The organism is Herbaspirillum camelliae (assembly GCF_001929405.1).
Lineage (GTDB): Bacteria > Pseudomonadota > Gammaproteobacteria > Burkholderiales > Burkholderiaceae_D > Herbaspirillum > Herbaspirillum seropedicae.
This window is the reverse complement of the sequence record NZ_KV880769.1, coordinates 127,004-148,064: the sequence shown is the minus strand read 5'-3', so window position 1 is coordinate 148,064 and position 21,061 is coordinate 127,004. Positions and strand designations below refer to the sequence as shown.

Annotated in this window: 20 protein-coding genes; 11 read left to right on the top strand and 9 right to left on the bottom strand. The window is 62.9% G+C overall.

The window, feature by feature from the left end:
• Nucleotides 1-29 precede the first annotated feature (29 nt).
• Genes BGK68_RS00640 through BGK68_RS00625 form a run of 4 tightly spaced genes read left to right on the top strand, consistent with a single transcriptional unit; the run spans nt 30 to nt 3,361 of the window.
• On the top strand, nt 30-896 hold the full coding sequence (locus tag BGK68_RS00640) for a branched-chain amino acid ABC transporter permease (protein WP_075255480.1): 867 nt from the start codon (nt 30-32) through the stop codon (nt 894-896).
• Nucleotides 893-1,900, top strand: coding sequence for a branched-chain amino acid ABC transporter permease (locus BGK68_RS00635; RefSeq protein ID WP_075255479.1), 1,008 nt, complete (start codon nt 893-895; stop codon nt 1,898-1,900). Before BGK68_RS00640 ends, BGK68_RS00635 begins: the two co-directional genes overlap by 4 nt.
• Entirely contained in the window at nt 1,897-2,667 is a 771-nt protein-coding gene (locus BGK68_RS00630; protein WP_075255478.1) for an ABC transporter ATP-binding protein, read from the top strand. Before BGK68_RS00635 ends, BGK68_RS00630 begins: the two co-directional genes overlap by 4 nt.
• On the top strand, nt 2,660-3,361 hold the full coding sequence (locus BGK68_RS00625) for an ABC transporter ATP-binding protein (RefSeq protein WP_075255477.1): 702 nt from the start codon (nt 2,660-2,662) through the stop codon (nt 3,359-3,361). The genes BGK68_RS00630 and BGK68_RS00625 overlap by 8 nt, the downstream gene beginning before the upstream one ends.
• A 38-nt stretch (nt 3,362-3,399) precedes the next feature.
• Here the strand turns inward: BGK68_RS00625 and BGK68_RS00620 are convergent, their stop codons facing one another.
• Nucleotides 3,400-4,644 (bottom strand): HD-GYP domain-containing protein, encoded by a 1,245-nt coding sequence (locus BGK68_RS00620; RefSeq protein ID WP_075255476.1) that lies wholly within the window; start codon nt 4,642-4,644, stop codon nt 3,400-3,402.
• 333 nt (nt 4,645-4,977) lie between these two features.
• Between BGK68_RS00620 and BGK68_RS00615 the strand changes: the two genes are divergently transcribed.
• Complete coding sequence (locus BGK68_RS00615) at nt 4,978-5,949, top strand: LysR family transcriptional regulator (RefSeq protein WP_075255475.1); 972 nt, start codon at nt 4,978-4,980, stop codon at nt 5,947-5,949.
• On the opposite strand, the gene BGK68_RS00610 is transcribed toward BGK68_RS00615, so the two are convergent.
• Nucleotides 5,895-6,404 carry a MarR family winged helix-turn-helix transcriptional regulator gene (locus BGK68_RS00610; RefSeq protein WP_075259638.1) on the bottom strand — a complete coding sequence of 170 codons (510 nt, stop codon included), beginning with the start codon at nt 6,402-6,404 and terminating at the stop codon, nt 5,895-5,897. The genes BGK68_RS00615 and BGK68_RS00610 overlap by 55 nt on opposite strands.
• Before the next feature lie 359 nt (nt 6,405-6,763).
• Between BGK68_RS00610 and BGK68_RS00605 the strand changes: the two genes are divergently transcribed.
• Genes BGK68_RS00605 through BGK68_RS00595 form a run of 3 tightly spaced genes read left to right on the top strand, consistent with a single transcriptional unit; the run spans nt 6,764 to nt 10,017 of the window.
• Nucleotides 6,764-7,813 carry an aromatic ring-hydroxylating dioxygenase subunit alpha gene (locus BGK68_RS00605; RefSeq protein ID WP_075259637.1) on the top strand — a complete coding sequence of 350 codons (1,050 nt, stop codon included), beginning with the start codon at nt 6,764-6,766 and terminating at the stop codon, nt 7,811-7,813.
• A 9-nt stretch (nt 7,814-7,822) separates the two neighbouring features.
• Entirely contained in the window at nt 7,823-8,779 is a 957-nt protein-coding gene (locus BGK68_RS00600; RefSeq protein WP_075255474.1) for a PDR/VanB family oxidoreductase, read from the top strand.
• Nucleotides 8,780-8,832: 53 nt separating this feature from the next.
• Nucleotides 8,833-10,017: an ABC transporter substrate-binding protein gene (locus BGK68_RS00595; protein ID WP_198937148.1), complete on the top strand. Its 1,185-nt coding sequence runs from the start codon at nt 8,833-8,835 to the stop codon at nt 10,015-10,017.
• A gap of 618 nt (nt 10,018-10,635) precedes the next feature.
• Here BGK68_RS00595 and BGK68_RS00590 read toward each other — a convergent pair.
• A complete protein-coding gene (locus BGK68_RS00590; RefSeq protein ID WP_233149214.1) occupies nt 10,636-11,511 on the bottom strand; it encodes a hypothetical protein in 876 nt (291 codons plus the stop codon).
• A 199-nt stretch (nt 11,512-11,710) separates the two neighbouring features.
• On the opposite strand from BGK68_RS00590, the gene BGK68_RS00585 reads away from it, so the two are divergent.
• Nucleotides 11,711-12,331, top strand: a complete 621-nt coding sequence (locus BGK68_RS00585; RefSeq protein WP_075255472.1) for an HD domain-containing protein — start codon at nt 11,711-11,713, stop codon at nt 12,329-12,331.
• A 368-nt stretch (nt 12,332-12,699) separates the two neighbouring features.
• Here the strand turns inward: BGK68_RS00585 and pcaCD are convergent, their stop codons facing one another.
• The 4 genes from pcaCD to pcaH all read right to left on the bottom strand — a co-directional run bounded on the left by pcaCD (nt 12,700) and on the right by pcaH (nt 16,707).
• The gene (pcaCD, locus tag BGK68_RS00580) at nt 12,700-13,962 is read right to left on the bottom strand and encodes a bifunctional 4-carboxymuconolactone decarboxylase/3-oxoadipate enol-lactonase PcaCD (protein ID WP_075255471.1); all 1,263 of its coding nucleotides are present in this window, start codon (nt 13,960-13,962) and stop codon (nt 12,700-12,702) included.
• Between the two features lie 52 nt (nt 13,963-14,014).
• On the bottom strand, nt 14,015-15,382 hold the full coding sequence (pcaB, locus tag BGK68_RS00575) for a 3-carboxy-cis,cis-muconate cycloisomerase (protein WP_075255470.1): 1,368 nt from the start codon (nt 15,380-15,382) through the stop codon (nt 14,015-14,017).
• A gap of 100 nt (nt 15,383-15,482) precedes the next feature.
• The gene (locus tag BGK68_RS00570; protein WP_075255469.1) at nt 15,483-15,995 is read right to left on the bottom strand and encodes a peptidase associated/transthyretin-like domain-containing protein; all 513 of its coding nucleotides are present in this window, start codon (nt 15,993-15,995) and stop codon (nt 15,483-15,485) included.
• A 19-nt stretch (nt 15,996-16,014) separates the two neighbouring features.
• A complete protein-coding gene (gene pcaH / locus BGK68_RS00565; protein WP_075255468.1) occupies nt 16,015-16,707 on the bottom strand; it encodes a protocatechuate 3,4-dioxygenase subunit beta in 693 nt (230 codons plus the stop codon).
• Nucleotides 16,708-16,975: 268 nt separating this feature from the next.
• On the opposite strand from pcaH, the gene BGK68_RS00560 reads away from it, so the two are divergent.
• A complete protein-coding gene (locus BGK68_RS00560) occupies nt 16,976-17,776 on the top strand; it encodes an IclR family transcriptional regulator domain-containing protein (protein WP_075255467.1) in 801 nt (266 codons plus the stop codon).
• 15 nt (nt 17,777-17,791) lie between these two features.
• Here the strand turns inward: BGK68_RS00560 and BGK68_RS00555 are convergent, their stop codons facing one another.
• Entirely contained in the window at nt 17,792-18,703 is a 912-nt protein-coding gene (locus tag BGK68_RS00555; protein ID WP_075255466.1) for a helix-turn-helix domain-containing protein, read from the bottom strand.
• Nucleotides 18,704-18,922: 219 nt separating this feature from the next.
• On the opposite strand from BGK68_RS00555, the gene BGK68_RS00550 reads away from it, so the two are divergent.
• Nucleotides 18,923-20,089, top strand: coding sequence for a 4-hydroxybenzoate 3-monooxygenase (locus BGK68_RS00550; protein WP_013235914.1), 1,167 nt, complete (start codon nt 18,923-18,925; stop codon nt 20,087-20,089).
• A gap of 75 nt (nt 20,090-20,164) precedes the next feature.
• On the opposite strand, the gene BGK68_RS00545 is transcribed toward BGK68_RS00550, so the two are convergent.
• A complete protein-coding gene (locus tag BGK68_RS00545; RefSeq protein ID WP_083657696.1) occupies nt 20,165-21,025 on the bottom strand; it encodes a CPBP family intramembrane glutamic endopeptidase in 861 nt (286 codons plus the stop codon).
• Nucleotides 21,026-21,061: the final 36 nt, after the last annotated feature.

The window sequence follows — 21,061 nt, the reverse complement described above, 5'->3', positions numbered from 1 at the left end:
TCTCGCCTTTGCTGCCGGGGAGACGCCTCATGCTAGGCAACTTCCTCGGCGTCCTCTTCGATGGCATTGCCTACGGCAGCCTGCTCTTTCTCATCAGCGTGGGCCTGTCGGTGACGATGGGCATGATGAACTTCATCAACCTCGCGCACGGCGCCTTCGCCATGCTGGGCGGCTATGTCTGCGTGACCCTGCTCAATGGCATGGGCGTCCCCTTCCTGGCGACCTTGCCGCTGGCCTTCATCGCTGCGGCCATCGTTGGCCTGGTGCTCGAGCGTTCGCTTTACCGCCGCCTCTACAAGGCCAGCCACCTGGACCAGGTGCTGTTTTCCATCGGCCTGACCTTCATGGCCGTGGCCGGCGCGACCTGGCAGTGGGGGCCGACCCAGCAACCGGTGGTGCTGCCGGATTGGCTGCGCGGCCAGATCTCGTTGCTGGGGCTGGATGTGGGCGCGTACCGGGTCTTCCTGATCGGCGTGGTGGTGGTCGTCACCGTGGCGCTGGGCCTGTTGATCGAGCGCACCCGCTTCGGTGCGCAGATCCGCGCCTCGGTCGATAACCAGGTCGCCGCCGCCGGTCTGGGCATCAATGTCAGCCGCGTGTTCAGCCTGACCTTCGCGCTCGGCTCGGGCCTGGCCGGTCTCGGCGGCGGGCTGGGCATCGATGTGCTGGGACTGGACCCGACCTTCCCGGTCAAGTACATGGTCTACTTCCTGCTGGTGGTGGCCGTGGGCGGGGCCGGCACCATCAAGGGGCCGCTCTTGGCCGCGCTGATCCTGGGCGTGTTCGACGTGGCCGGCAAATACTATGTGCCGGAGATCGGCGCCTTCGTCATCTATGGCCTGATGGTGGTGCTGCTGATCCTGTTCCCGGCCGGCCTGATGCGGAGGCGCGGATGAAGAGCGTCAACACCCCTATCTCGTCCAGCATGCAGCCTGTGCTGCGGCTGCCCAATGACCGCTGGACGCCGCTGGAGATCGTCTTCTGGCTGTTGCCGGTGGCGGCTTACTTCATCTTCCCCGATTACCTGGTGCTGATCAGCCAGATCATGATCGTGGGCCTGTTTGCGGTGTCGCTGGATTTGATCCTGGGCTATGCCGGCATCGTCTCGCTGGGCCATGCCGCCTTCTTCGGCCTGGGCGCTTACACAGCGGGCCTGTTGGCTGTGCATGGCTGGGGCGAGCCGATCACCGGCCTGCTGCTGGCCGCCGTGGTGGCGGCGATCGCCGGTTTCCTGGTGAGTTTCCTGGTGGTGCGCGGGGCCGACCTGACGCGCTTGATGGTGACCCTGGGCATCGGCCTGATGCTCTTCGAGGCAGCCAACAAGGCGGCCTTCATCACCGGCGGCGTGGATGGCCTGTCCGGCATGGTGATGAGCAAGATCTTCGGCGTCTTCGAGTTCGATCTCAATGGCCGCGTCGCCTATGGCTACAGCTTTGCGGTGCTGTTGGTGCTCTTCGTGATCCTGCGGCGGCTGGTGAATTCGCCCTTCGGCCTGGGCCTGCGCGGCATCCGCGAGGGTGGCCGCCGCATGCCGGCCATCGGCGCCGACGTCAATCGTCGCCTGGTGGTGATCTTCACCGTGGCGGCGGCGGTTGCTGGTGTGGCCGGTGCGTTGCTGGCCCAGACCACGCAGTTCGTCGGACTCGATGTGCTGGGTTTCCCGCGCTCGGCCGAGCTGCTCATCATCCTGGTGCTGGGCGGCACCGGGCGCCTCTATGGCGGGCTGGTCGGGGCGCTGGTCTACATGCTGGCGCAGGATTACCTGTCCGGGCTCAACCCGGCCTACTGGCAATTCTGGATCGGCCTGTTGCTGATCGTGATCGTGCTGTTCGCACGTGGCGGCCTGCTGGGTGGATTGGCCGTGCTGCGTGACAAGTTCTTCAAGGGAGGTCGCGCATGAGTAAGCAGCATCAGGCCGATACCACACTGCGCACCGAAGGCCTGAGCAAGCGCTGGGGCAGCTTCGTGGCCAATAGCGACATCTCGCTGACGTTTGCGCCCGGCGCGCGCCATGCGCTGATCGGGCCCAATGGCGCGGGCAAGACCACTTTCATCAACCTGCTCACGGGCGGCTTTGCGCCCAGCAGCGGCCGGGTCTGGTTCGGTGGCGAGGACATCACCGCGCTGCCCCAGCATGAGCGCGTCAAGCGCGGCATGACCCGCACCTTCCAGATCAATACGCTCTTCGCCGGTCTCACGGTGCTGGAGTCGGTGGTGCTGGCCATCCAGGAACGGCGCGGCCTGCAATACAAGTGGTACCAGACCGTGGCCCGCCAGACCGAGGTGGTGGACGAAGCCATGGCCTTGCTGGCGTCATTGAAGCTGGCCCAGGAAGCCAACAGCCTCACCCGCAACCTGGCCTACGGCAAGCAGCGCCTGGTCGAGATCGCGCTGGCGCTGGCGACCCAGCCCAAGGTCTTGCTGCTGGACGAACCGGCGGCCGGCATTCCCTCGGCGGAAAGCCGCGAGCTCTTCGAGGTGATCGCGCAATTGCCGCGCGAGGTCACCATCGTCTTCATCGAACATGACATGGGTCTGGTCTTCCGCTTTGCCGAACGCATCACCGTGCTGGTGGGCGGCAAGGTGCTGGTGGAGGGGACGCCCGCCGAGATCGCGGCCGACCCGCGCGTGAGAGAAGTCTATCTGGGGGAGGCCGAACATGCCTGAGCTGCTGGCACTGGACAGGGTAAGCGCCGGTTACGGCCAATCCATTGTCCTGGAAGACGTGTCCTTCACGATGCAGGAGGGCGAGAGCGTGGCCCTGCTGGGACGCAATGGCGTGGGCAAGACCAGCCTGCTCATCACCCTAATGGGACTGACCCGCCTGCATGGCGGCAGCATCCGCTGGCGCGGCGGCGATATCGCCCGCGTGCCCACCCACAAGCGCGCCCATGCGGGCCTGGGCTGGGTGCCGCAGGAGCGCTTCATGTTCCCCTCGCTGTCGGTGGAGGAACACCTGACGGTGGTAGAGCGCGGTGGCAAATGGGACCTGCAAAAGATCTACCAGATCTTCCCGCGCCTGCACGAGCGCCGCCACAACATGGGCAACCAGCTCTCGGGCGGCGAGCAGCAGATGCTGGCCATTGCGCGCGCGTTGATGGTCAGCCCCAGCCTCCTGCTGCTGGATGAACCGATGGAAGGGCTCGCTCCCATCATCGTGCAGGAACTGCTGAAGGTGATCCGTCGCCTGGTCAGCGAGGAGGGCATGTCGGTGATCGTGGTGGAGCAGCATGCGCGCATGGCGCTGTCGCTGACCCAGCGCGCCATCGTGCTTGATCGCGGACGCATCGTGCATGCCTCGGATAGCCAGAGCCTGCTGGCCGATGGCGACAAGCTGGACCGGCTGGTCGCGGTGGCCTGAGCCGCCGTAGCCTGCGCCCACCGGATGATGGTCCGCAGTTAGGGTTGGCTAGCAGGAGCGCTGCTGGTCCGCTGCGTCGTCGCGCCGTCGCGCGGTCGGTGCGCATGGGCCGGATCCTGCTGGCGCAGGCGCGTCCATTCTTCATCGCCGCGTCCGATGATGGTGTCCGTGCGCGGCCAGGCCATCAGGTCGAGCACGCCGCCGATGGTGGTCTCATGCGGTCCCTGCAGATGCAGGACCTTCAACACGGGCCGTGTCAGGTCTGCCGGGTTCTGGCGGATTACCACCCCTGATACGCCCGACTCCAGCCGCACCAGCGAACCCACCGGATAGATCCCCAATGTCTTGACGAAGGCCAGCAGCAGGCGGCGGTCGAAGTGACCTTCCCATCGGGCCATCTGCGAGATCGCTTCGGCCGGATCCCAGCCATGCTTGTAGGGCCGCTCCGAGGTCAGGGCGTCATAGACATCACAGACCGCCGTCATGCGCGCATACAGCGTGATCGCCTCGGCCGGCAGCGCATCGGGATAGCCGCGTCCATCCAGGCGCTCATGGTGATGGCGGCAGACATCGCTGGCATAGGCCGGCATGTCCGGCGTCTGGATCAGGTATTGGTAGCCCAGTTCCGGATGCTGCTTGATGAGGGCGAATTCTTCTTCGGTCAGCTTGCCGGGCTTGTTGAGGATCTCGTCATCGATGAAGGCCTTGCCTACGTCATGCAGGTAGCCGCTCAGTCCGGCTTCGCGGCAGGCCGCCTCGCTTAGTCCCAGGGTGCGGCCCAGGCCGATCACCAGCGCGCAGACCGACACCGAATGCAGGTAGGTATATTCGTCATTGAGCTTGAGCCGCAACACGCTGAGCAAGCCGTTCGGATCGCGCAATACCGAGCAGGCGATCTCCTCGACCAGCGCCACGCACTGCGGCAGTTCCACCATCTTGCCCATGCGGGCGGCGTTGAACATCTGGCGGGTGACTTCGCGTGCATGCTCGCGCAGAGCCACGGCGCTGGCCCGATCGGGTTCGGCGCCTGCGGCCGTTGCGGCGCTCTGGTCCGGCATGGCCGGCGTGACTGCTCCATCTGCTAGCGCAGCGCCTGCCACGTCCAGTCCGCGTGAGACATCGATCCAGCAATAGGTAATGCCGCTCTCGCGGGCGCGCTGCAGATCGCCCTGGCGACTGAGCAGGAAACGGGTCTTCCAGAACGGGTGCGCCAGCCAGCTGGCCTCGAAACCGCAGAAATACATTCCGAGGACCAGGTCCCCGACCTTGATTTTCTTGAGCATTTTTTTATCTGTCGGAACCTGCACAGGAAGTCCCGGCGGGTAGCTGGTGAACAAAGGCCTGGCCGGCAGGGCGGGGTGCGTGTGGCCTTGCAGAGCCGGCTGGTTGCCCGGATTTCGCGGTGGCCTGGCCGGGCCGTTGCGGCTGCGCTTGTGGTGGAGCGTCGCCGCGCAATGCTGGAATGTATCCATGCGGAAACTACATCGCGTAATCATACATTTATCAGTTTTTTTGAAAATCCATTAACTACGAATAACGTTTATTCGATATTGGAATTGGTATCCGTTTTCAGGCGAGGTATGTTCGGCATCTTTCATCTGGGGAATGGAGGAGAGATGGCCAATTTCGATCTCAACCTGCTGCCGATCGCCTTGGCGGTCTTCGAAGAGCGCAGCGTGAGTGCGGCCGCAAGAAAGCTGGACATGAGCCAGCCAGCGGTGAGCGTGGCGCTCAACAAATTACGTACTGCGCTGGGGGACCCGCTGTTCGTGAAGACCGGCCGCGGCATGCAACCCACCCCGCGGGCGATCACCCTGATCGGGCCCACCCGCGAGATCCTGCAGCGGGTGCATGCCGAAGTGCTGGCCAGCGACCAGTTCACGCCGGCCACCACCACCAAGCGTTTCGTGCTGGCGCTGTCGGACATCGGCGAGTTGCTGCTGCTGCCCCCGTTGCTGGAGCGCATCCGCGATGAAGCACCACACGCCTCGGTGGTGACGGTGACCATGGCGCCGGCCGAGCTGGTGGCGGCGCTGGAGAGTGGCGAGGTGGATCTGGCGATTGGCTATTTTCCCGACCTCAGGAACAGGAATTTCTTCCAGCAGCGCTTGTTCTCGCAAGACTTCGTCTGCCTGCTGCGCGCCGGGCATCCCTTGCCGGCGCAGAAGATCAGCCTGGAGCACTATCAGGCGGCAGGGCATATCGTGGTCAAGGCCGAGGGGCGCGACCAGCCCATGTGCGAGCGCTTCCTGCTACGCCGCAAGATCCGCCGGCGGGTGGTGCTCTCGACCGCGCACTTCCTGGCCATTCCCTTGCTGGTGGCGACCTCCGATCTGATCGCCACGGTGCCGCGCGCCTTCGGCGAGTTTGTCGTGCGCTTTGCCGGGATCCGGCTGGTCGAACCGGGCTTCGAGATGCCCTTGCTGGACCTGAAGCAGCACTGGCACCGCAAGTATCACAAGGATGCCGGCAATGCCTGGTTGCGTGGCCTGGCGGCCGCCCTGTTCCCTGACGGCACACAGCGTGTGCTGTGTCAGTCCTCGTCGCAGCGCTCGTCCTGCAACCGGGCCAGCGGTGCGCGGCTCTGAGGATTGTTCAACTGCACCAGCTTGTCCAGCAGCGCCATGAACTGCCGCTGTTCGGCCTCATCGAGCGGGGCCAGGAGACGCTTGCGCAGCCGCTGCAGGCCAGGCGTCAGTTCTTCCAGCAAGGCTTCGCCGGCCGCCGTGGTGCGCAGTGCGCGCTGGCGGCGATTGTGCGGGATCACTTCGCGCAGCAGCAGGCCTTTTTCTTCCAGCCGGGCGCAGACCGTCGCGCCGGTGGAGGTATCGATGGCCACCAGTCCGGCCAGCGTGACCTGGTCGATGCCGGGGTGATTGGACAGCATGCGCAGGATCGCATACTGCACCGGCGTGACCACCCCGCCGATCTCGTCATGGAAGATCGATACCGAGATCTGTTGCGCCCGCCGCAACAAGTGGCCGGGATGCTCGTAGAGATCGGTCAGGGGGCTTTCGTCGCTGTGGCTGGGAGGTCTGGACATGGTGGCAAGGATCAGTGCATGGGCCTGGGTAGGGCGGTGGGCGCGGCGCGGGCAGGGCATGCGCAACAGCGTTGCCGCCGTTGCGCTTGCCGGGCATCAATTGATGCGGCGCGCAATGAAAAAACAGCGAAAAACCGGTGTGAATGAGTTTACTTGCAGCGCCGATTGGCGGATACTTTTCTCGTACATTCAGTGCACTGAATATTAAAACAAAAAACCAAGAGACCCGACAGGATCTGGATCAACAGAACTGCGGAATGATCGACACAGAGTTCGATACATCGAGAGACCGAAGACTGATCAAGGCGCCGGCTATGGCCCACGCGCCGATTGAGGAATTCACCCAAGAGGAGACCGTCATGTTCCCCAAGAATGCCTGGTACGTCGCCTGCACGCCCGACGAAATCGACAGCAAGCCCCTGGGCCGCCAGATCTGCGGCGAGAAGATCGTGTTCTATCGCGGCGCCGAAGGCAAGGTCGCGGCGGTGGAGGATTTCTGCCCGCACCGCGGCGCGCCGCTGTCCCTGGGCTTCGTGCGCGAGGGCCAACTGGTCTGCGGCTACCACGGCCTGGAAATGGGCTGCGACGGCAAGGCCATCAGCATGCCGGGACAGCGGGTGCGCGGTTTTCCCTGCATCCACAGCTATCCGGTGGAAGAACGCTACGGCTTCATCTGGGTCTGGCCCGGCGACAAGGAACAGGCCGACCCGGCCCGGATCCATCATCTCGAATGGGCCGACAATCCGGAGTGGGCCTATGGCGGCGGCCTGTATCACATCAATTGCGACTACCGCCTGATGATCGACAATCTCATGGACCTCACTCACGAGACCTACGTCCACGCCTCCAGCATCGGTCAGAAGGAAATCGACGAAGCGCCCGTCAACACCCGCGTCGAGGGCGAGCAGGTCATCACCAGCCGCTTCATGGACAACATCATGCCGCCGCCATTCTGGCGCATGGCCCTGCGCGGCAACGGCCTGGCCGATGATGTGCCGGTGGACCGCTGGCAGATCTGCCGCTTCTCGCCGCCCAGCCACGTGATGATCGAAGTCGGCGTGGCCCATGCCGGTCATGGCGGTTACGAAGCCGGGCCGGAACACAAGGCCTCTTCCATCGTGGTCGACTTCATCACCCCCGAGACCGAAACCTCGCACTGGTATTTCTGGGGCATGGCGCGGCATTTCCGTCCCCAGGACAAGGAGCTGACCGACACCATCCGCGAAGGCCAAGGCAAGATCTTCGGCGAGGATCGCGAGATGCTGGAGTTGCAGCAAGCCAATCTGCTGCGCCATCCCGAGCGCCGTCTGCTGGCGCTCAACATCGATGCCGGCGGCGTGCAATCGCGTAAGGTGCTGGACAAATGGCTGGCGCGCGAAGCCGGCGACGGCCAGCCCGCCGCAGCCTAAGGAGCGGCCATGACGACATTGCAGGTCAAGGTCGCGGCGCGCCGCGAGGAAGCCCATGACATCATCGGCCTGGAGCTGGTCACCGTGGATGGCGCAGCCTTGCCGGCCTTCACCGCTGGCGCGCATATCGACGTGCATCTGCCGGGTGGACTGGTGCGCCAGTATTCGCTGTGCAATGCCCCGCACGAGCAGCACCGCTACCAGATCGGCGTGCTGCGCGATGTCAATTCGCGCGGCGGTTCGGCGGCGGTGCATGAGGCACTGAAGGTCGGCGACATCCTCACCATCAGCGCGCCGCGCAACCAGTTCGCCCTGGTCCCCGCGCAGCACAGCCTGTTGCTGGCCGGCGGCATCGGCGTCACTCCCATCCTCTGCATGGCCGAGGCCTTGGCCGCCGCCGGCGCTTCCTTCGAGATGCATTACTGCGCCCGTTCTCCCGCGCGCCAGGCGTTTCGCGAACGCATTGCCGCGTCGGGATTTGCGGCCCGCGTGGTCCATCATTATGACGACGGCGAAGCGGCGCAGAAGCTCGATCTCGATGCGCTGCTCGCGCAGGCTGATCCTGCCACGCATCTGTATGTCTGCGGTCCCGCCGGCTTCATCGCCCACGTCGTCGATACCGCCCGCGCGCGCGGCTGGCCGGACGCACAGGTGCATTTCGAATACTTTGGCGCCGCGCCGGTCAAGGCCGATGGCAATGGGACCTTTGAGGTCAAGCTGGCCAGCAGCGGCCAGGTCTACACCATTCCTCCCGAGCGCACGGTCATCCAGGTGCTATGCGAGCATGGCGTGGACGTGCCGGTCTCCTGCGAGCAGGGTATCTGCGGTACCTGCCTCACCCGCGTGCTGGAAGGCGAGCCTGATCATCGCGACCAGTACCTCACCGATGAAGAGCGCGCCGCCAATGACCAGTTCACGCCTTGCTGTTCACGCGCCAGAAGTGCCTTGCTGGTGCTGGATCTGTAGCTGATGCAATACGCTGTAAATCATTTATACCAAATAGAACGAGAGGAGACATGATGAGCGAGATGATCAACACCCGGCGTCGCCATGTGATGCTGGCAGGGACTGCGCTGGCCGCAGGGGGAGCGCCCTTGCTGGCGCGTGCAGCCGATGCGCTGAAGGTCGGGCTGATCGTGCCCATGTCGGGGCCGTTTGCCTCTACGGGTCGGCAGATCGAAGCGGCGGTGAAGCTGTACCAGCAGAAATATGGCGACAGCGTGGCCGGACGCAAGGTAGAGATCGTATTGAAGGACGATGGCGGCGTCTCGCCCGATGTGACCAAGCGCCTGGCGCAGGAGCTGGTGTCGCGCGAGAAGGCGCAGGTGCTGATGGGCTTCGGCCTGACGCCGCTGGCGCTGGCGGCTGCGCCCATTGCGACGCAGGCCAAGGTGCCGATGATCGTGACCGCAGCGGCGACTTCGATCATCCCGCAGCGTTCGCCCTACATCGTGCGCACCGGCTTTACGCTGGCGCAGGTGACTGCGCCGCTGGCCTCGTGGGCGGCGAAGAATGGCATCAAGAGTGTGGTGACCTTTGTTTCCGATTACGGGCCGGGACTGGATGCGGAGAAGGTGTTCGTGAAGACCTTTGGTGAAGCCGGCGGGAAGGTGATGGAGAGTGTGCGGGTGCCCTTGCGCAATCCGGACTATGCGCCCTTCCTGCAGCGGGTCAAGGACGCCAAGCCGCAGGCTTTGTTTGTCTTTGTGCCTTCCGGTGAGGGGGCGGCGGTGTTGAAGCAGTTCACCGAACGTGGGTTGGCGGCGGCGGGGATTCGTCTGATCTGTACCGGCGATGTGCTCGATGATGATCTGATGGCGGGCATCGGTGCTGCGGCCAAGGATGTGGTGAGCAGCCATCATTATTCGGCGGCGCATCCTTCTGCGGCCAACAAGGAGTATGTGGAGGCGATGGCCAAGGCGAACAAGGGAATGCGGGCCAACTTCCATTCCGTGGGGGCTTATGACGGGATGCATCTCCTGTACGAATCCCTCAGGAAGACCGGTGGAGATGCGGATGGGGACAAGCTGCTGGCGGTGATGAAGGGGATGAACTGGGAGAGTGTGCGGGGGCCGGTTGCCATCGATGCGGCGACTCGGGATATCGTGCAGACCGTTTATATGCGCAAGGCTGAGTTGCGTGGGGCCGAGTTCTATAACGTGGAGTTTGATCAGGTGGAGAAGGTGCGGGATCCTGGGGTTTGATTTTTATGTTGCAAGCCGCTGCTTTGTTTTTATTTTTTGTTTTGGGCTGCGGCGTATGTTTTGTGGTTTGGGGTAGTCTGCACGGAATTTCTTCCTGCGCTCTAGCTTAATTCTTATCTTTCTCCGGCCGTAGCGGAGCGCCGGGGGCGGCACGGCAGCCGCTCACTTTTCTTGTCTCGCCAAGAAAAGTAAGCAAAAGAAGGCGACCGCTACTGCCCCGCCCTCCTTCGGAGGGTCCCCGCGCCAGCGCGCATAAAAACGGGAAAAATAGAGTCGCTTCGCTCCGACTATTTTTCTGATCCGTTTTTATGCACGCTGACGCGGCGGGTCAGAAGCGGACGGCTGATACGGCTCGCCTTCGGCCTCGTGGGGCTCTTACTCGCCTGCGGCTTCGGATTTCGGGATGTCCAGTTCTGGTTGTGATTGCGCCGTAGCGCGGACTCTGCTGGGTTTAGCCGATCACTACATTGGCGAGGCATCTGATGCTCAATGGTTGATATCTGGAAGTGGTCGATAACTGACTATCTCTGAAAGATAAGGGGTAATGGGTCGGCATGTCGCAATTCAGATTCTAACTCCAGCACCGAAACCATCAGGCGGTCAACAAGATACCGTCGATCAATCACTGAAGCCGGTGATAGGCGGATCGCGGTAACTCTCGTCGATTGCAACGTTTTCCTTCTTCAGCGCATCTTCCGCCTGGTTGCGCAACTTCCTTTGCGCATTGATTACGTTGGCCAGTTCAGATCTCCAGTACAAGCGTTTCATGGGATCGATCATTGCTCTCAACCTATCATCCTCACTTCTGAATGAATAGAAGATCAAGTAGGCGCCCGGTTTGTCTATATCGTTCCGGGTTCGTTCGCGCGTAATGCTGATGTCAAGGTATGCGCGGTCTGCATAGAGGCTCCACGTCGTTTTGTCTTTCAATGCCATCCACTCGTCCAACGGTAAGACATAAGCCGGGTCAAGCGTGTAGGTCGGAGATCGAGTTTTCAGATAATGCAGCGCAGCTTCACCCTTGAGCCGAGGATCAGCCAAGGGAATCGCACGCACCCATCCCGCATCGAGAAATGATTGAAGGATGCCGAAAAATCGCCGCCTGGCTTCGTCATGACCGATCAATCTTGTTTGAGCGATGCCGGTGGCAATTTTCCAATCAGTAATACGTTCGCTGGTAAAGGCGGAGTCCTCTTTTCCCATTACACCGGATACGTCATGAAGTGTTACGGTATGACCTGGTTGCCCGATGATCACCGTGCCACGCGCATCGTTATTCCAGTTGGCGTTAAAAAACCTCAGACTGGTCTTTCCGCTGCTGACGGTAAATAATCCGGGATGCTCTTTTAAAAGTTCATTGCCATTCTGCTTGACGCTTAATTCAATCGGGGCATTGTCTTTCGATCCATCTTTTTGCAAATGCACGTCGCAACCGCTCAATAAGATCAGCGGAAACAGCAAGGAAGGAATAAGTTTTTTGAAATGGGATCGCACGATGGTCGGGAGATTCTCTGGAAAACGATTTCAGGAAAATGGGAAAGCTGGACAGCGGCCCCTATCAGAATGACGCGAAGTGGATAAAGTTGCATATCAATTTGTTTGTCGTTATTGCAACAACGTCGTCGAGCAGTGCTACACCGAAACGCAAATGCGCAGATAATCACTCGCGCCCGTTTCCACGAAGGACTCCATCATGACTATCACCGCTGAACGCTGGGAATCGACCTGGAACAAGCTGGGTCTTGTCTGTCCCGACCCCCGGTTATTTGATTCAGTCATCGAAAACTACAGCCAGCCGCATCGCCATTACCATACCGTTCAGCATCTTGAAGAGTGCTTTGCCAAATGGGAAGAGTTGCGTGCGCAATCGCGCCATCCGGGTGAAGTCGAATTGGCGCTATGGTTCCATGACATCATCTATGACGTCATGCGTCATGACAACGAAGAGAAGAGCGCGCAGTGGGCTCATCGCTGCCTGCGAGGAGCCGGAGCATCGGAAGAGCTGGCGCAGCGCGTGCATACGCTCATCATGGCGACCCGGCGTCATGAAACGAGGGACGATGTGGATCCGACGATATTGGTGGATGTCGACCTGTCTATCCTTGCCGCCCCGCCTGATCGTTTTCGGGAATACGAACGACAGATTCGCGCCGAATATGGATACGTACCGCAGCCATTATTCACGCAAGAGCGAAGCAAGATCCTGCGAGGATTTTTGAATCGACCGAGGATTTTCAATACGGCGACGTTCTTTGAGAGGTATGAGGCGAAGGCGCGCGGCAATCTTGAAGATGCGTTGCAATCGAATCAATGAACATTGGGGGCAGCAAAACGGAACAAGCCGAAGCCGAAGGCGAATAGTACAAAGCGCGATGCCGAAGGCGAGCCGGACCAGCCGTCCGCTTCTGACCCGCCGCGTCAGCGCGCATAAAAACGGATCAGAAAAATAGTCGGAGCGAAGCGACTCTATTTTTCCCGTTTTTATGTGCGCTGGCGCGGGGACCCTCCGAAGGAGGGCGGGGCAGTAGCGGTCGCCTTCTTTTGCTTACTTTTCTTGGCGAGACAAGAAAAGTGAGCGGCTGCCGGGCCGCCCCCGGCGCTCCGCTGCGACCGGAGAAAGATAAGAATTAAGCTAGAGCGCAGGAAGAAATTCCGTGCAGACTACCCAAAAACGGTAAAACATCAAAGCCCATCAATAAACCCACAGACCAGTTCAGCAAACAAACCAGGCTGCTCAACAGCACTGACATGAGAAGCCCCGGCAATGACTTCCAGCCGCGCGCCGGAGATGCCATCCACCAAAGCCTGCGCCATGGCCACAGGCGTCCCCTGATCCAGCTCCCCCGCAATGACCAGCGTCGGCACCCGGATAGACCCAAGCCGGGCCGCAGTATCCACCGTCCCGACCGCATGACAGCACCCCACATAGCCCACCGCATCGGTAGTGACGAGCCGATGCCGATAACGCGCCACAGTAGCCGCCTGTGCAGAACGGAAACCGTCATGGAAGTAGCGCCCCATGACCGCATCGGCAATCACCTCGATCCCCTCCGCGCGCACCGTCGCAATGCGCTGCTGCCAGGCCTCACGCGCCGCCTCAGGATAAGCCGAGGTCGTATTGGCCAGCACCAGCGCCCGCACCAGCCCCGGATGCCGCAAGGCCAGCTCCTGCCCCACCATGCCGCCCATCGACAAGCCCACCCACACCACCGGCCCGCTATCGAGCTCACGCAAGAGCCGCGCCGCATCATTGGCCAGGTCAGCCATGCTGTAGAGCCCATCGGCCTTCTCCGAGCTGCCATGCCCGCGATGATCGTAAGCGATTACCCGGCAGTCGGCCGCCAGCAGATTGGCCAGCCCATCCCACATCATCAGGTCAGTGCCTAGTGCATGCGACAGCACCACCGTATGACGCGGCGCCTTGCCATTGCGCGGTTCGCGCACGGTGTAGTGCAGCGCTGGTGAGGAAGCCGTCCGGCCCTCGCGACCCACGCCCGGATGCACGCTCGCAGCAGGCGCTTGCGGCGCCACTGCGTAACCGATCTGCTCGCCCACTTCACGCAGGATCTTCTGCGCATGCGTGAAGGCGGTATTGCCCGCCGGGACACCCGCATAGACCGCAGCCTGGATCATGACTTCCTTCATCTCGTCGGGCGTCAAGCGTGTAGCCGGATCAGCGGTCAGGCCGGCGCGCACGTGCAGCTCGAATTCTTCCCAGCGGCCCAGTGCAATGGTGATGGCCAGCACGATGATGCGGCGGGTCTTGTGGTCCAGACCGGGACGGCCCCAGATCTCGTTCCAGGCGAAGCGCGTGATCAGGTTCTGGAAATCGGCATTGAAGTTGGTGGCATTGGCCACCGAGCGGTCTACCCATTGGTCGCCCAGCACACTGCGGCGGTTGCGCATGCCGCGCTCGAAATCGTGGTCCAGCGGATCGTAGCTCATGGTGTGTTCTCTTGGTCTCGGTGTAGGGGGTGGAGGTGGAGAATGCAGCGGGTCAGTACGCCAGCATTGTGCGCAAATGCTCAAGCTGCCCTTCGGCGATGCGGCGGGCGGGGCGGGTGGCCTGCACCGGATCGAACAGGCTGCGCAACATGGGCAGGTCGATTTCCTTGCGCAGCTGCGCATCGGCCTGCACGGCATCGACCAGTACATCGACCAGTTGCGCGCCATCGGCCACGGCCTTGCGCGTCAATTGTTCCAGCAGGCTGTGCGCACGCGGACGGCCGATCACGCCGGCCAGAGAGATGGAGGCCGATTCGGCAAAGACCAGGCCCTGCAAGGCATCGATGTTGCGCAACATGCGGGCTTCATCGATGACCAGTCCGGCAAAGGCATCGTTGAGCGCACGCAGCGCGCCATGCACGCCCAGGAATAGCGCCGGCCATTCGGCCAGTTCGGCCTGCCAGTTGCCCAGGCCGCGTTCGTGCTGCTGCGACATCGCAGCCAGCAGGGCGGCTGCCTGTTGCGGGGCGCGTGCGGCAGCGGCCAGCGCGATCATGGAAGACACCGGATTGCGCTTGTGCGGCATGGCCGAGGAACCGCCACGGCCATTGCCCGAGGGTTCGGCCAGTTCGGCGATTTCTCCTTGCGCCATCAATGACAGGTCGGTGGCGATCTTGCCTAGGCTGCCGGCCAGCACGGCCATCTCGGCGCCCAGACGGATCCATTGGTCGCGCTGGGTATGCCAGGCTGCGTCGGGCGTCTTCAGTTCCAGCGCGGCGGCCATGCGGGCCGCCACTGCCGGGCCTTTCTCGCCCAATACCGCCAGCGTGCCGACCGCGCCGCCCAGTTGCAGTTGCAGGGCGCGTTCGGCCAGCGCCTGCAATTGCGCGCGCGAGCGCAGCAGCGGCGCGGCCCAGTTGCAGAACTTCAAGCCCAGGCTGGTGACCTGCGCCGGTTGCATCAGGGTGCGCGCCAGCACCGGCGTGTCCAGATGCGATTGCGCCAGCTCCAGCAGGCGGCGTGAGAGTTGGTCCAGTTCGCCCTCCACCAGGCGCAGCGCTTCTCGCGTGACCAGCACCATGGCCGTATCGAGCACGTCCTGGCTGGTGCTGCCCCAGTGGACGTGGGTGGCGGCTGCTTCGCTGTAGAGGGCGACGGTGCGCTGCAATTCCTTGACCAGTGGGATGGCCAGGGCGCCGGCGCGGCGGCCGGCGACGATCAGGGCCGGGATGTCATAGAGCGGGGCGCGGCAGACGCTGGCAATGGCGCGGGCGGCAGCGTCGGGGATGACGCCTTCGGCGGCCTGGGCCTCGGCCAGCACTTGCTCGAAGCGCAGCATGGCTTGCACCACGGCCTGGTCGTCGAACACCGCGATCATCTCGGAAGTGGTGAGGAAGCTGTCGAAGATCGAAACGCTCATGAAGTCTCCAGTGCTTGCCCGCCCGGCGCGATCCAATGCAAGCGGGATCCGACAGGCCATGGCCTGTGGATCCCCAGGATCGTCACGCCGGATCGGGCGTTCAGATGTAGTCGAAGAATACCGTCTCGCGGGCGCCCTGCATGTGGATATTCCACAGGTAGCTGCCATCGGGTTGCTTGCGGGCGATGAGCGTCTCGCGGCGGGCTGGCGGGACTTGTTCCAGCAAGGCCGATTGCGCCAGCGCCGGATCGTCTTCCAGGAACACGGCGGTGAACTGGTGCTTGACCAGGCCGCGCGCAAACACGGTCACGTAGGCCACCGGCTTGCCGGCCGGCGCCTGCGGCTGCGAGATCGAGAAGGCGAAGCCGCCTTCTTCATTGGTGGGCACGCGGCGGTAGCCGGGGATGGCGTGTGCGCTTTCCACCGGGGCGCTGCCGGGCAGCCAGGCTTCGGCCCAGGCGTCATTGATGGGGACGCCGTCGCCGTCGAGGATGGCGCCGTTGATCTTGACCTGCGGCGCGCTGCTCTCCACGCGGGCGGTCAGTTCCACGGCCCAGGCCCAGGCTTCGTGCGGGAAGGGGCCGATGGTTTGCGAAGTGGTGATATTGCTCATGTGGTCTCCTGCCTCGTTCTCAGATGCCCATGGGCGTGGCGTTGCGGCCGCGCAGGACGATGTCGAATTCATAGCCCAGCATCTTGTCGTCCACCGTTTCTTCCAGCGAGAAACGCGAGATCAGGCGCTGGCGCGCGGCTTCGTCGGGGATGCTCTGGAAGATCGGGTCATAGGCGAACAGTGGGTCGTTGGGGAAGTACATCTGCGTCACCAGGCGCTGCGCATAGACGTTGCCGAACAGCGAGAAGTGGATATGCGCCGGACGCCAGGCCTTGTGGTGATTGCCCCAGGGATACGGACCTGGCTTGATGGAGACGAAGCGGTAACGCCCGTTATCATCGGTAAGCATCTTGCCGAAGCCGGTGAAGTTGGGGTCCAGCGGGGCGTCGTGCTGGTCCTTCTTGTGGAAGTAGCGGCCAGCGGCATTGCATTGCCAGACTTCGAGCAGGGAGTTGCGCACGGGCTTGCCATCTTCATCGAGCACGCGGCCGGTGACGACGATCTTTTCACCGAGCGGCTCGCCCTTGCCCTGCTTGGTCAGGTCCATGTCGTGCGGCAGGATCAGCTTGGGCGAGGCGAACAGGTTGGTGCCGGTGGCGGTCTCGTCGCGCACGCGCAGCGGCGCTTGCGTGGGGCCGCGTTTGACGGTGGACTTGTAGGGGGGATAGATCAGTTCCGGATAGACACCGGGTTCGATGGCATCGAATTGCATGAGGTCTCCTCAGGTCGGTGGTGATGACGCGGCGTCGTCCTCGGATTCCTTGCTTGCCGGAATGTGCGATTGGCGCGCCGTGCTTGGGTGTGGACAGATAGTAGGCAAGCAATGCGCTGCTCTCAAGGCCGACGCAGCGCAGCATATGCGCCCTGCGCACGCTTTGTGCGAGAATCGCACAAATGGCCGATTTTCTGCATAAGACGGGAAACGCGCAGGTCAGCTTGTTTGAGTCAGCTTGTTTTATCCACAGGGCAGGGAAGGAAGCATGCAAGAAGAGCGTATCGATGAAGAGCCGGGCGATGCCGACGAGGGACCTCTCAAGCGCGACCTGGTCGCTGGCCTGGAAAAGGGCCTGCAGGTCATCGAAGCCTTTGACCAGGAGCGCTCGCGCCTGACCATTGCCGAGGTGGCGCAGTTGACGGGCCTCACCCGCGCGGCCGCGCGCCGCTATCTCATCACGCTCACGCACCTGGGCTACATGCGGCACGACAACAAGACCTTCTCGCTCACCCCCATGGTGTTGCGGCTGGGCCAGTCGTATCTGCATTCGGCGCGCCTGCCGCGCATCGTGCAGCCGCTGCTGTACCGGCTGGCCTACTCGCTGGGCGAGGCGGCTTCGTGCGGGGTGCTCGATCATGACCAACTGGTCTGCGTGGCGGCGGTCAGTGCCGGGCAACTGGTCTCGACCACCTTGCAGCCCGGCACGCGGGTACCGGCCTACTGCACCGCCAATGGCCGCATCCTGCTGGCCAACCTGCCGCCGGCGCAGCTGGAGGCCATCCTCGCACGCGCCCAGCCGGAAGCCATTACGGCCCATACCATCACCGATGTCGAACGCCTGGGACTGGAAATCGCGCGCGCCCGCGTGCAGGGTTATGCATTGGTGGATCAGGAGCTGGAACTGGGCCTGCGCACCATGGCCGTGCCGGTGCGCAATTTCCGTGGTGAGGTGGTGGCGGCCATGAATATCAGCGTGCATGCGGGACGGATGAAGCTGGAAGACATGGTCGAACGTTGTCTGCCGGCGATGCTGAAGATACAGGTGGAATTGGGGGCATTGCTTTAGCGGCAGCAGGGAGAGTCATTCCTCCACATGCGTGCGGCGATATTCCTTGGGCGTCACGCTCATGTGCCGCTTGAAGAGCCGGCTGAAGTAGGCCGGGTCCTGGAAGCCCAGTTCATAGGCGATGGTGGCCACGCCCGAGGGCACATAGGTGAGCTTGCGGCAGGCCTCCAGGATCAGCCGCTGCTGCGCCAGGTCGAAGGCGGAGTGGCCGGCCAGCTTCAGGCACAGGCGGTTGAGGCGGCTGGGCGTGATGCGCAGCTTGTCGGCATACACTGCGACTTGCCACTGCTGCTTGAAATGCTGCTCCACCAGGGCGCGGAAGCGGCTGAACAATTCAAAGTCGCCGCGCCCGGTCAGCTCGGCCGAGCGGTGGTCTGCCTCCAGCCGCACCAGCAGCAGCATGACGCTGCGCGCCAGCCATTCCAGCATCAGCGTATGGCCGGTGCGGGGTGCGGCGGATTCGGCGATGAGCAGGCGCAGCAGGGTTTCCATGCGCTCGCGCAACTCCGGCACGCGCCCCAGTTCGATGGCCATGGGCCGCAGGAACAAGGGCGAGAACAACTCGCCATGTCCCTCGCCAGCCCCGGCTGAGAACACCACGTGCGGGTCTACCGTCAGCACGAAGCCCACCGCCTGTTCCGAAAAATCGAAGCCATGTACCAGCGAGGGATGGATGGTGAGCACCACCGGGCCATCGTATTCCCAGACCTGCTCTTCCATCAAGGCGCTGACATGGCCGGACATTAAAAAAAGTACCTGAAACAGGCCGGCATGGGTGTGCGGTGCAATATGCCAGTCGTGCACGCGGCTGCGCGTCTCGATCAGTTCGATATGGACAGACTCGGCATCCTCCGGTCTGGAAGCCTCGCCGTACAAGGAGAATTGCGGCACGTCGCTGGTGCGGGGTTTGCTGCGGGGCAAGGGCATGGGGTCTCCGTCCTGTGCGCGGGGCTCGTGTCTTGTTGTCGTGCGCTGTAAAAATAGTACAAGTATTTGGCGGGATCATCCATTTTTTATTCAGCGGCTGGCGACTAAGATTCCTGCCAGATCAAGAAAAAACAAATGACCTCTCGCCGTTTCCGGGCCTCATGCAATCGGGCGTGAAGAGCGGAGACGGCATGTGATCCTTACCCGGAGACCTCCACCATGCGTACCCAAGTCGCCATCATCGGCGCCGGCCCCGCCGGCTTGTTGTTGTCCCACCTGTTGCACCTCAAGGGCATTGAATCGGTCGTGCTGGAAACACGCAGCCGCGAAGAAATCGAATCCACCATCCGCGCCGGCGTGCTGGAACAAGGCACCATGGACATCCTCACCGAGACCGGTGTGGGCGAGCGCATGAAGCGCGAAGGCGCGCTGCATCATGGTATCGAACTGGCCTTCGGTGGCCGCCGTCATCGCATCGACCTCACCGAACTGACCGGCCAGGCCATCACCGTCTATGCCCAGCATGAAGTCATCAAGGACCTGGTGGCGGCACGTCTGGCGGCGCAGGGGCAGTTGCTGTTCAGTGTCAGCGGCACCAGCATCGAAGGCGTCGAGACCGACAAGCCGCGCGTGCGCTTCATGCACGAGGGCGAGCAGCATACGCTGGAGGCCGATTTCATCGCCGGTTGCGATGGCTTCCATGGTGTCTCGCGCCCGGCCATTCCCGACAGCAAGCGCCAGGATTACCAGCGCATCTATCCCTTCGGCTGGTTCGGTGTGCTGGTGGAAGCACCGCCCTCTTCGGATGAGCTCATCTATGCCCAGCATGAGCGCGGTTTCGTGCTGGTCAGCACACGTTCGCCCACGGTGCAGCGCCTGTATTTCCAGTGCGATCCCAAGGACAGCGTGGACAACTGGAGCGATGATCGCATCTGGAATGAATTCCACACCCGCCTGGAGAACGGCGATGGCTGGCGCCTCAAGGAAGGCAAGATCTTCCAGAAGGGCATTATCGGCATGCGCAGTTTCGTGTCCACGCCGATGCAGCATGGCCGTCTGTTCCTGGCCGGCGATGCCGCCCACATCGTGCCGCCGACCGGGGCCAAGGGACTGAACCTGGCTGTGGGCGACGTCAAGCGTCTGGCCCAGGGCATCGACGACTTCTACCGTAGCGCCAGCGAGGCAGGTCTGGCTTCCTACACCGAGCAGGCCTTGAAGCGCATCTGGCGCGCCGAGTATTTCTCCTGGTGGATGACTAGCATGCTGCATACCTTCGAGGATGCCTCGCCCTTCCAGCGCCAGATCCAGCGCGCCGAGCTGGAGAACGTGGTCAATTCGCGGGCGCTGTCGACCGCGCTGGCGGAAAACTACGTCGGCGCATTCTGAGGTCGGCACGGCGAGGGGCGATGACAGTGCCACTGGATCGCCCCGCAAGGCCTGCTTGCGTCAGGCCTGCTTGCCTCAGGCCAGCGCCGGATAGGTAAAGCCGATGAAGTGCACTGCATTGAGCGCGAAGTGCAGCACGATCGCCGCCTCGATGCGGCCCGCGCGCTGGAACACCCAGCCATAGCCGGCCCCGGCCACGGTGGCCAGCGCCGCATAGGCCAGCCCACCGCCCAGGTGGGCCGCGCCGAATAACAAAGCCGACAAGATCAACGCCATTACCGCGCCGCCGCGCAGCCCCTGCCAGGCCTGCTGCAGGCGATGCTGGATCACGCCACGGAAGAAGGCTTCTTCGGCCACCACCGTCAGCAACAGGTTGATGGCCAGGAATGGCGGCGTGAAGCCAGGCCACTTCAGGTTGGGGCCGACCAGCCCGATGAGCCAGCCCAGGCCCATCACCAGGGCGATGGTGGCCAGACCCGGCAGCAGCGTCAGGCGCAACGCGCCCTGCCATTCCCTCCACGCATGGCAGCGTGGCGCCAAGAGGGCGAGCAACAGCAGCCCGGCCACACCCTTGTCGAAGTTGGCGTACAGCATGAAGGGCCGAGCATCGGTCGTGATGCGCGTGGCGGGCACGACCAGCGTATTGATGAAGCCAGGCCAGCGATGCAGCGCCATCAAAAGTGCCAGCAATAGCGCCAGCGCCAGGAGGCTGCGGCGTTGCCATGCGTGGGGCGCATGGGTCGATCCCCATGTCAGCGTTCCCAGTATCACTATGCCCAGCACCGCGACGGCCTTGAGCTGGCCGTCGAGCCAGCCCATGGTCACGGCCAGCAACAGCAGCGGCAGCCAGGGCGGAATGGACAGGCGGCTGCTGAGGCGCAAGGCCGGCAGCCAGACGGCACAGATGGCCAGCATCAGCACGATGAAGGAAGGCATGGGCGAAAAGACGGGTGGCGGCAAAGCCGGTGTTTT

Bases quoted from the DNA above. Each gene is read 5' to 3' on its own strand.
- BGK68_RS00630 (WP_075255478.1), top strand. From the start codon at position 1,897: ATGAGTAAGCAGCATCAGGCCGATACCACACTGCGCACCGAAGGCCTG.
- BGK68_RS00555 (WP_075255466.1), bottom strand. From the start codon at position 18,703: ATGCCCTTGCCCCGCAGCAAACCCCGCACCAGCGACGTGCCGCAATTC.
- BGK68_RS00610 (WP_075259638.1), bottom strand. From the start codon at position 6,404: ATGTCCAGACCTCCCAGCCACAGCGACGAAAGCCCCCTGACCGATCTC.
- BGK68_RS00640 (WP_075255480.1), top strand. From the start codon at position 30: ATGCTAGGCAACTTCCTCGGCGTCCTCTTCGATGGCATTGCCTACGGC.
- BGK68_RS00615 (WP_075255475.1), top strand. From the start codon at position 4,978: ATGGCCAATTTCGATCTCAACCTGCTGCCGATCGCCTTGGCGGTCTTC.
- BGK68_RS00550 (WP_013235914.1), top strand. From the start codon at position 18,923: ATGCGTACCCAAGTCGCCATCATCGGCGCCGGCCCCGCCGGCTTGTTG.
- BGK68_RS00560 (WP_075255467.1), top strand. From the start codon at position 16,976: ATGCAAGAAGAGCGTATCGATGAAGAGCCGGGCGATGCCGACGAGGGA.
- BGK68_RS00605 (WP_075259637.1), top strand. From the start codon at position 6,764: ATGTTCCCCAAGAATGCCTGGTACGTCGCCTGCACGCCCGACGAAATC.
- pcaH (WP_075255468.1), bottom strand. From the start codon at position 16,707: ATGCAATTCGATGCCATCGAACCCGGTGTCTATCCGGAACTGATCTAT.
- BGK68_RS00620 (WP_075255476.1), bottom strand. From the start codon at position 4,644: ATGCTCAAGAAAATCAAGGTCGGGGACCTGGTCCTCGGAATGTATTTC.
- BGK68_RS00545 (WP_083657696.1), bottom strand. From the start codon at position 21,025: ATGCCTTCCTTCATCGTGCTGATGCTGGCCATCTGTGCCGTCTGGCTG.
- BGK68_RS00600 (WP_075255474.1), top strand. From the start codon at position 7,823: ATGACGACATTGCAGGTCAAGGTCGCGGCGCGCCGCGAGGAAGCCCAT.
- BGK68_RS00570 (WP_075255469.1), bottom strand. From the start codon at position 15,995: ATGAGCAATATCACCACTTCGCAAACCATCGGCCCCTTCCCGCACGAA.
- BGK68_RS00595 (WP_198937148.1), top strand. From the start codon at position 8,833: ATGAGCGAGATGATCAACACCCGGCGTCGCCATGTGATGCTGGCAGGG.
- pcaCD (WP_075255471.1), bottom strand. From the start codon at position 13,962: ATGAGCTACGATCCGCTGGACCACGATTTCGAGCGCGGCATGCGCAAC.
- pcaB (WP_075255470.1), bottom strand. From the start codon at position 15,382: ATGAGCGTTTCGATCTTCGACAGCTTCCTCACCACTTCCGAGATGATC.
- BGK68_RS00625 (WP_075255477.1), top strand. From the start codon at position 2,660: ATGCCTGAGCTGCTGGCACTGGACAGGGTAAGCGCCGGTTACGGCCAA.
- BGK68_RS00635 (WP_075255479.1), top strand. From the start codon at position 893: ATGAAGAGCGTCAACACCCCTATCTCGTCCAGCATGCAGCCTGTGCTG.
- BGK68_RS00585 (WP_075255472.1), top strand. From the start codon at position 11,711: ATGACTATCACCGCTGAACGCTGGGAATCGACCTGGAACAAGCTGGGT.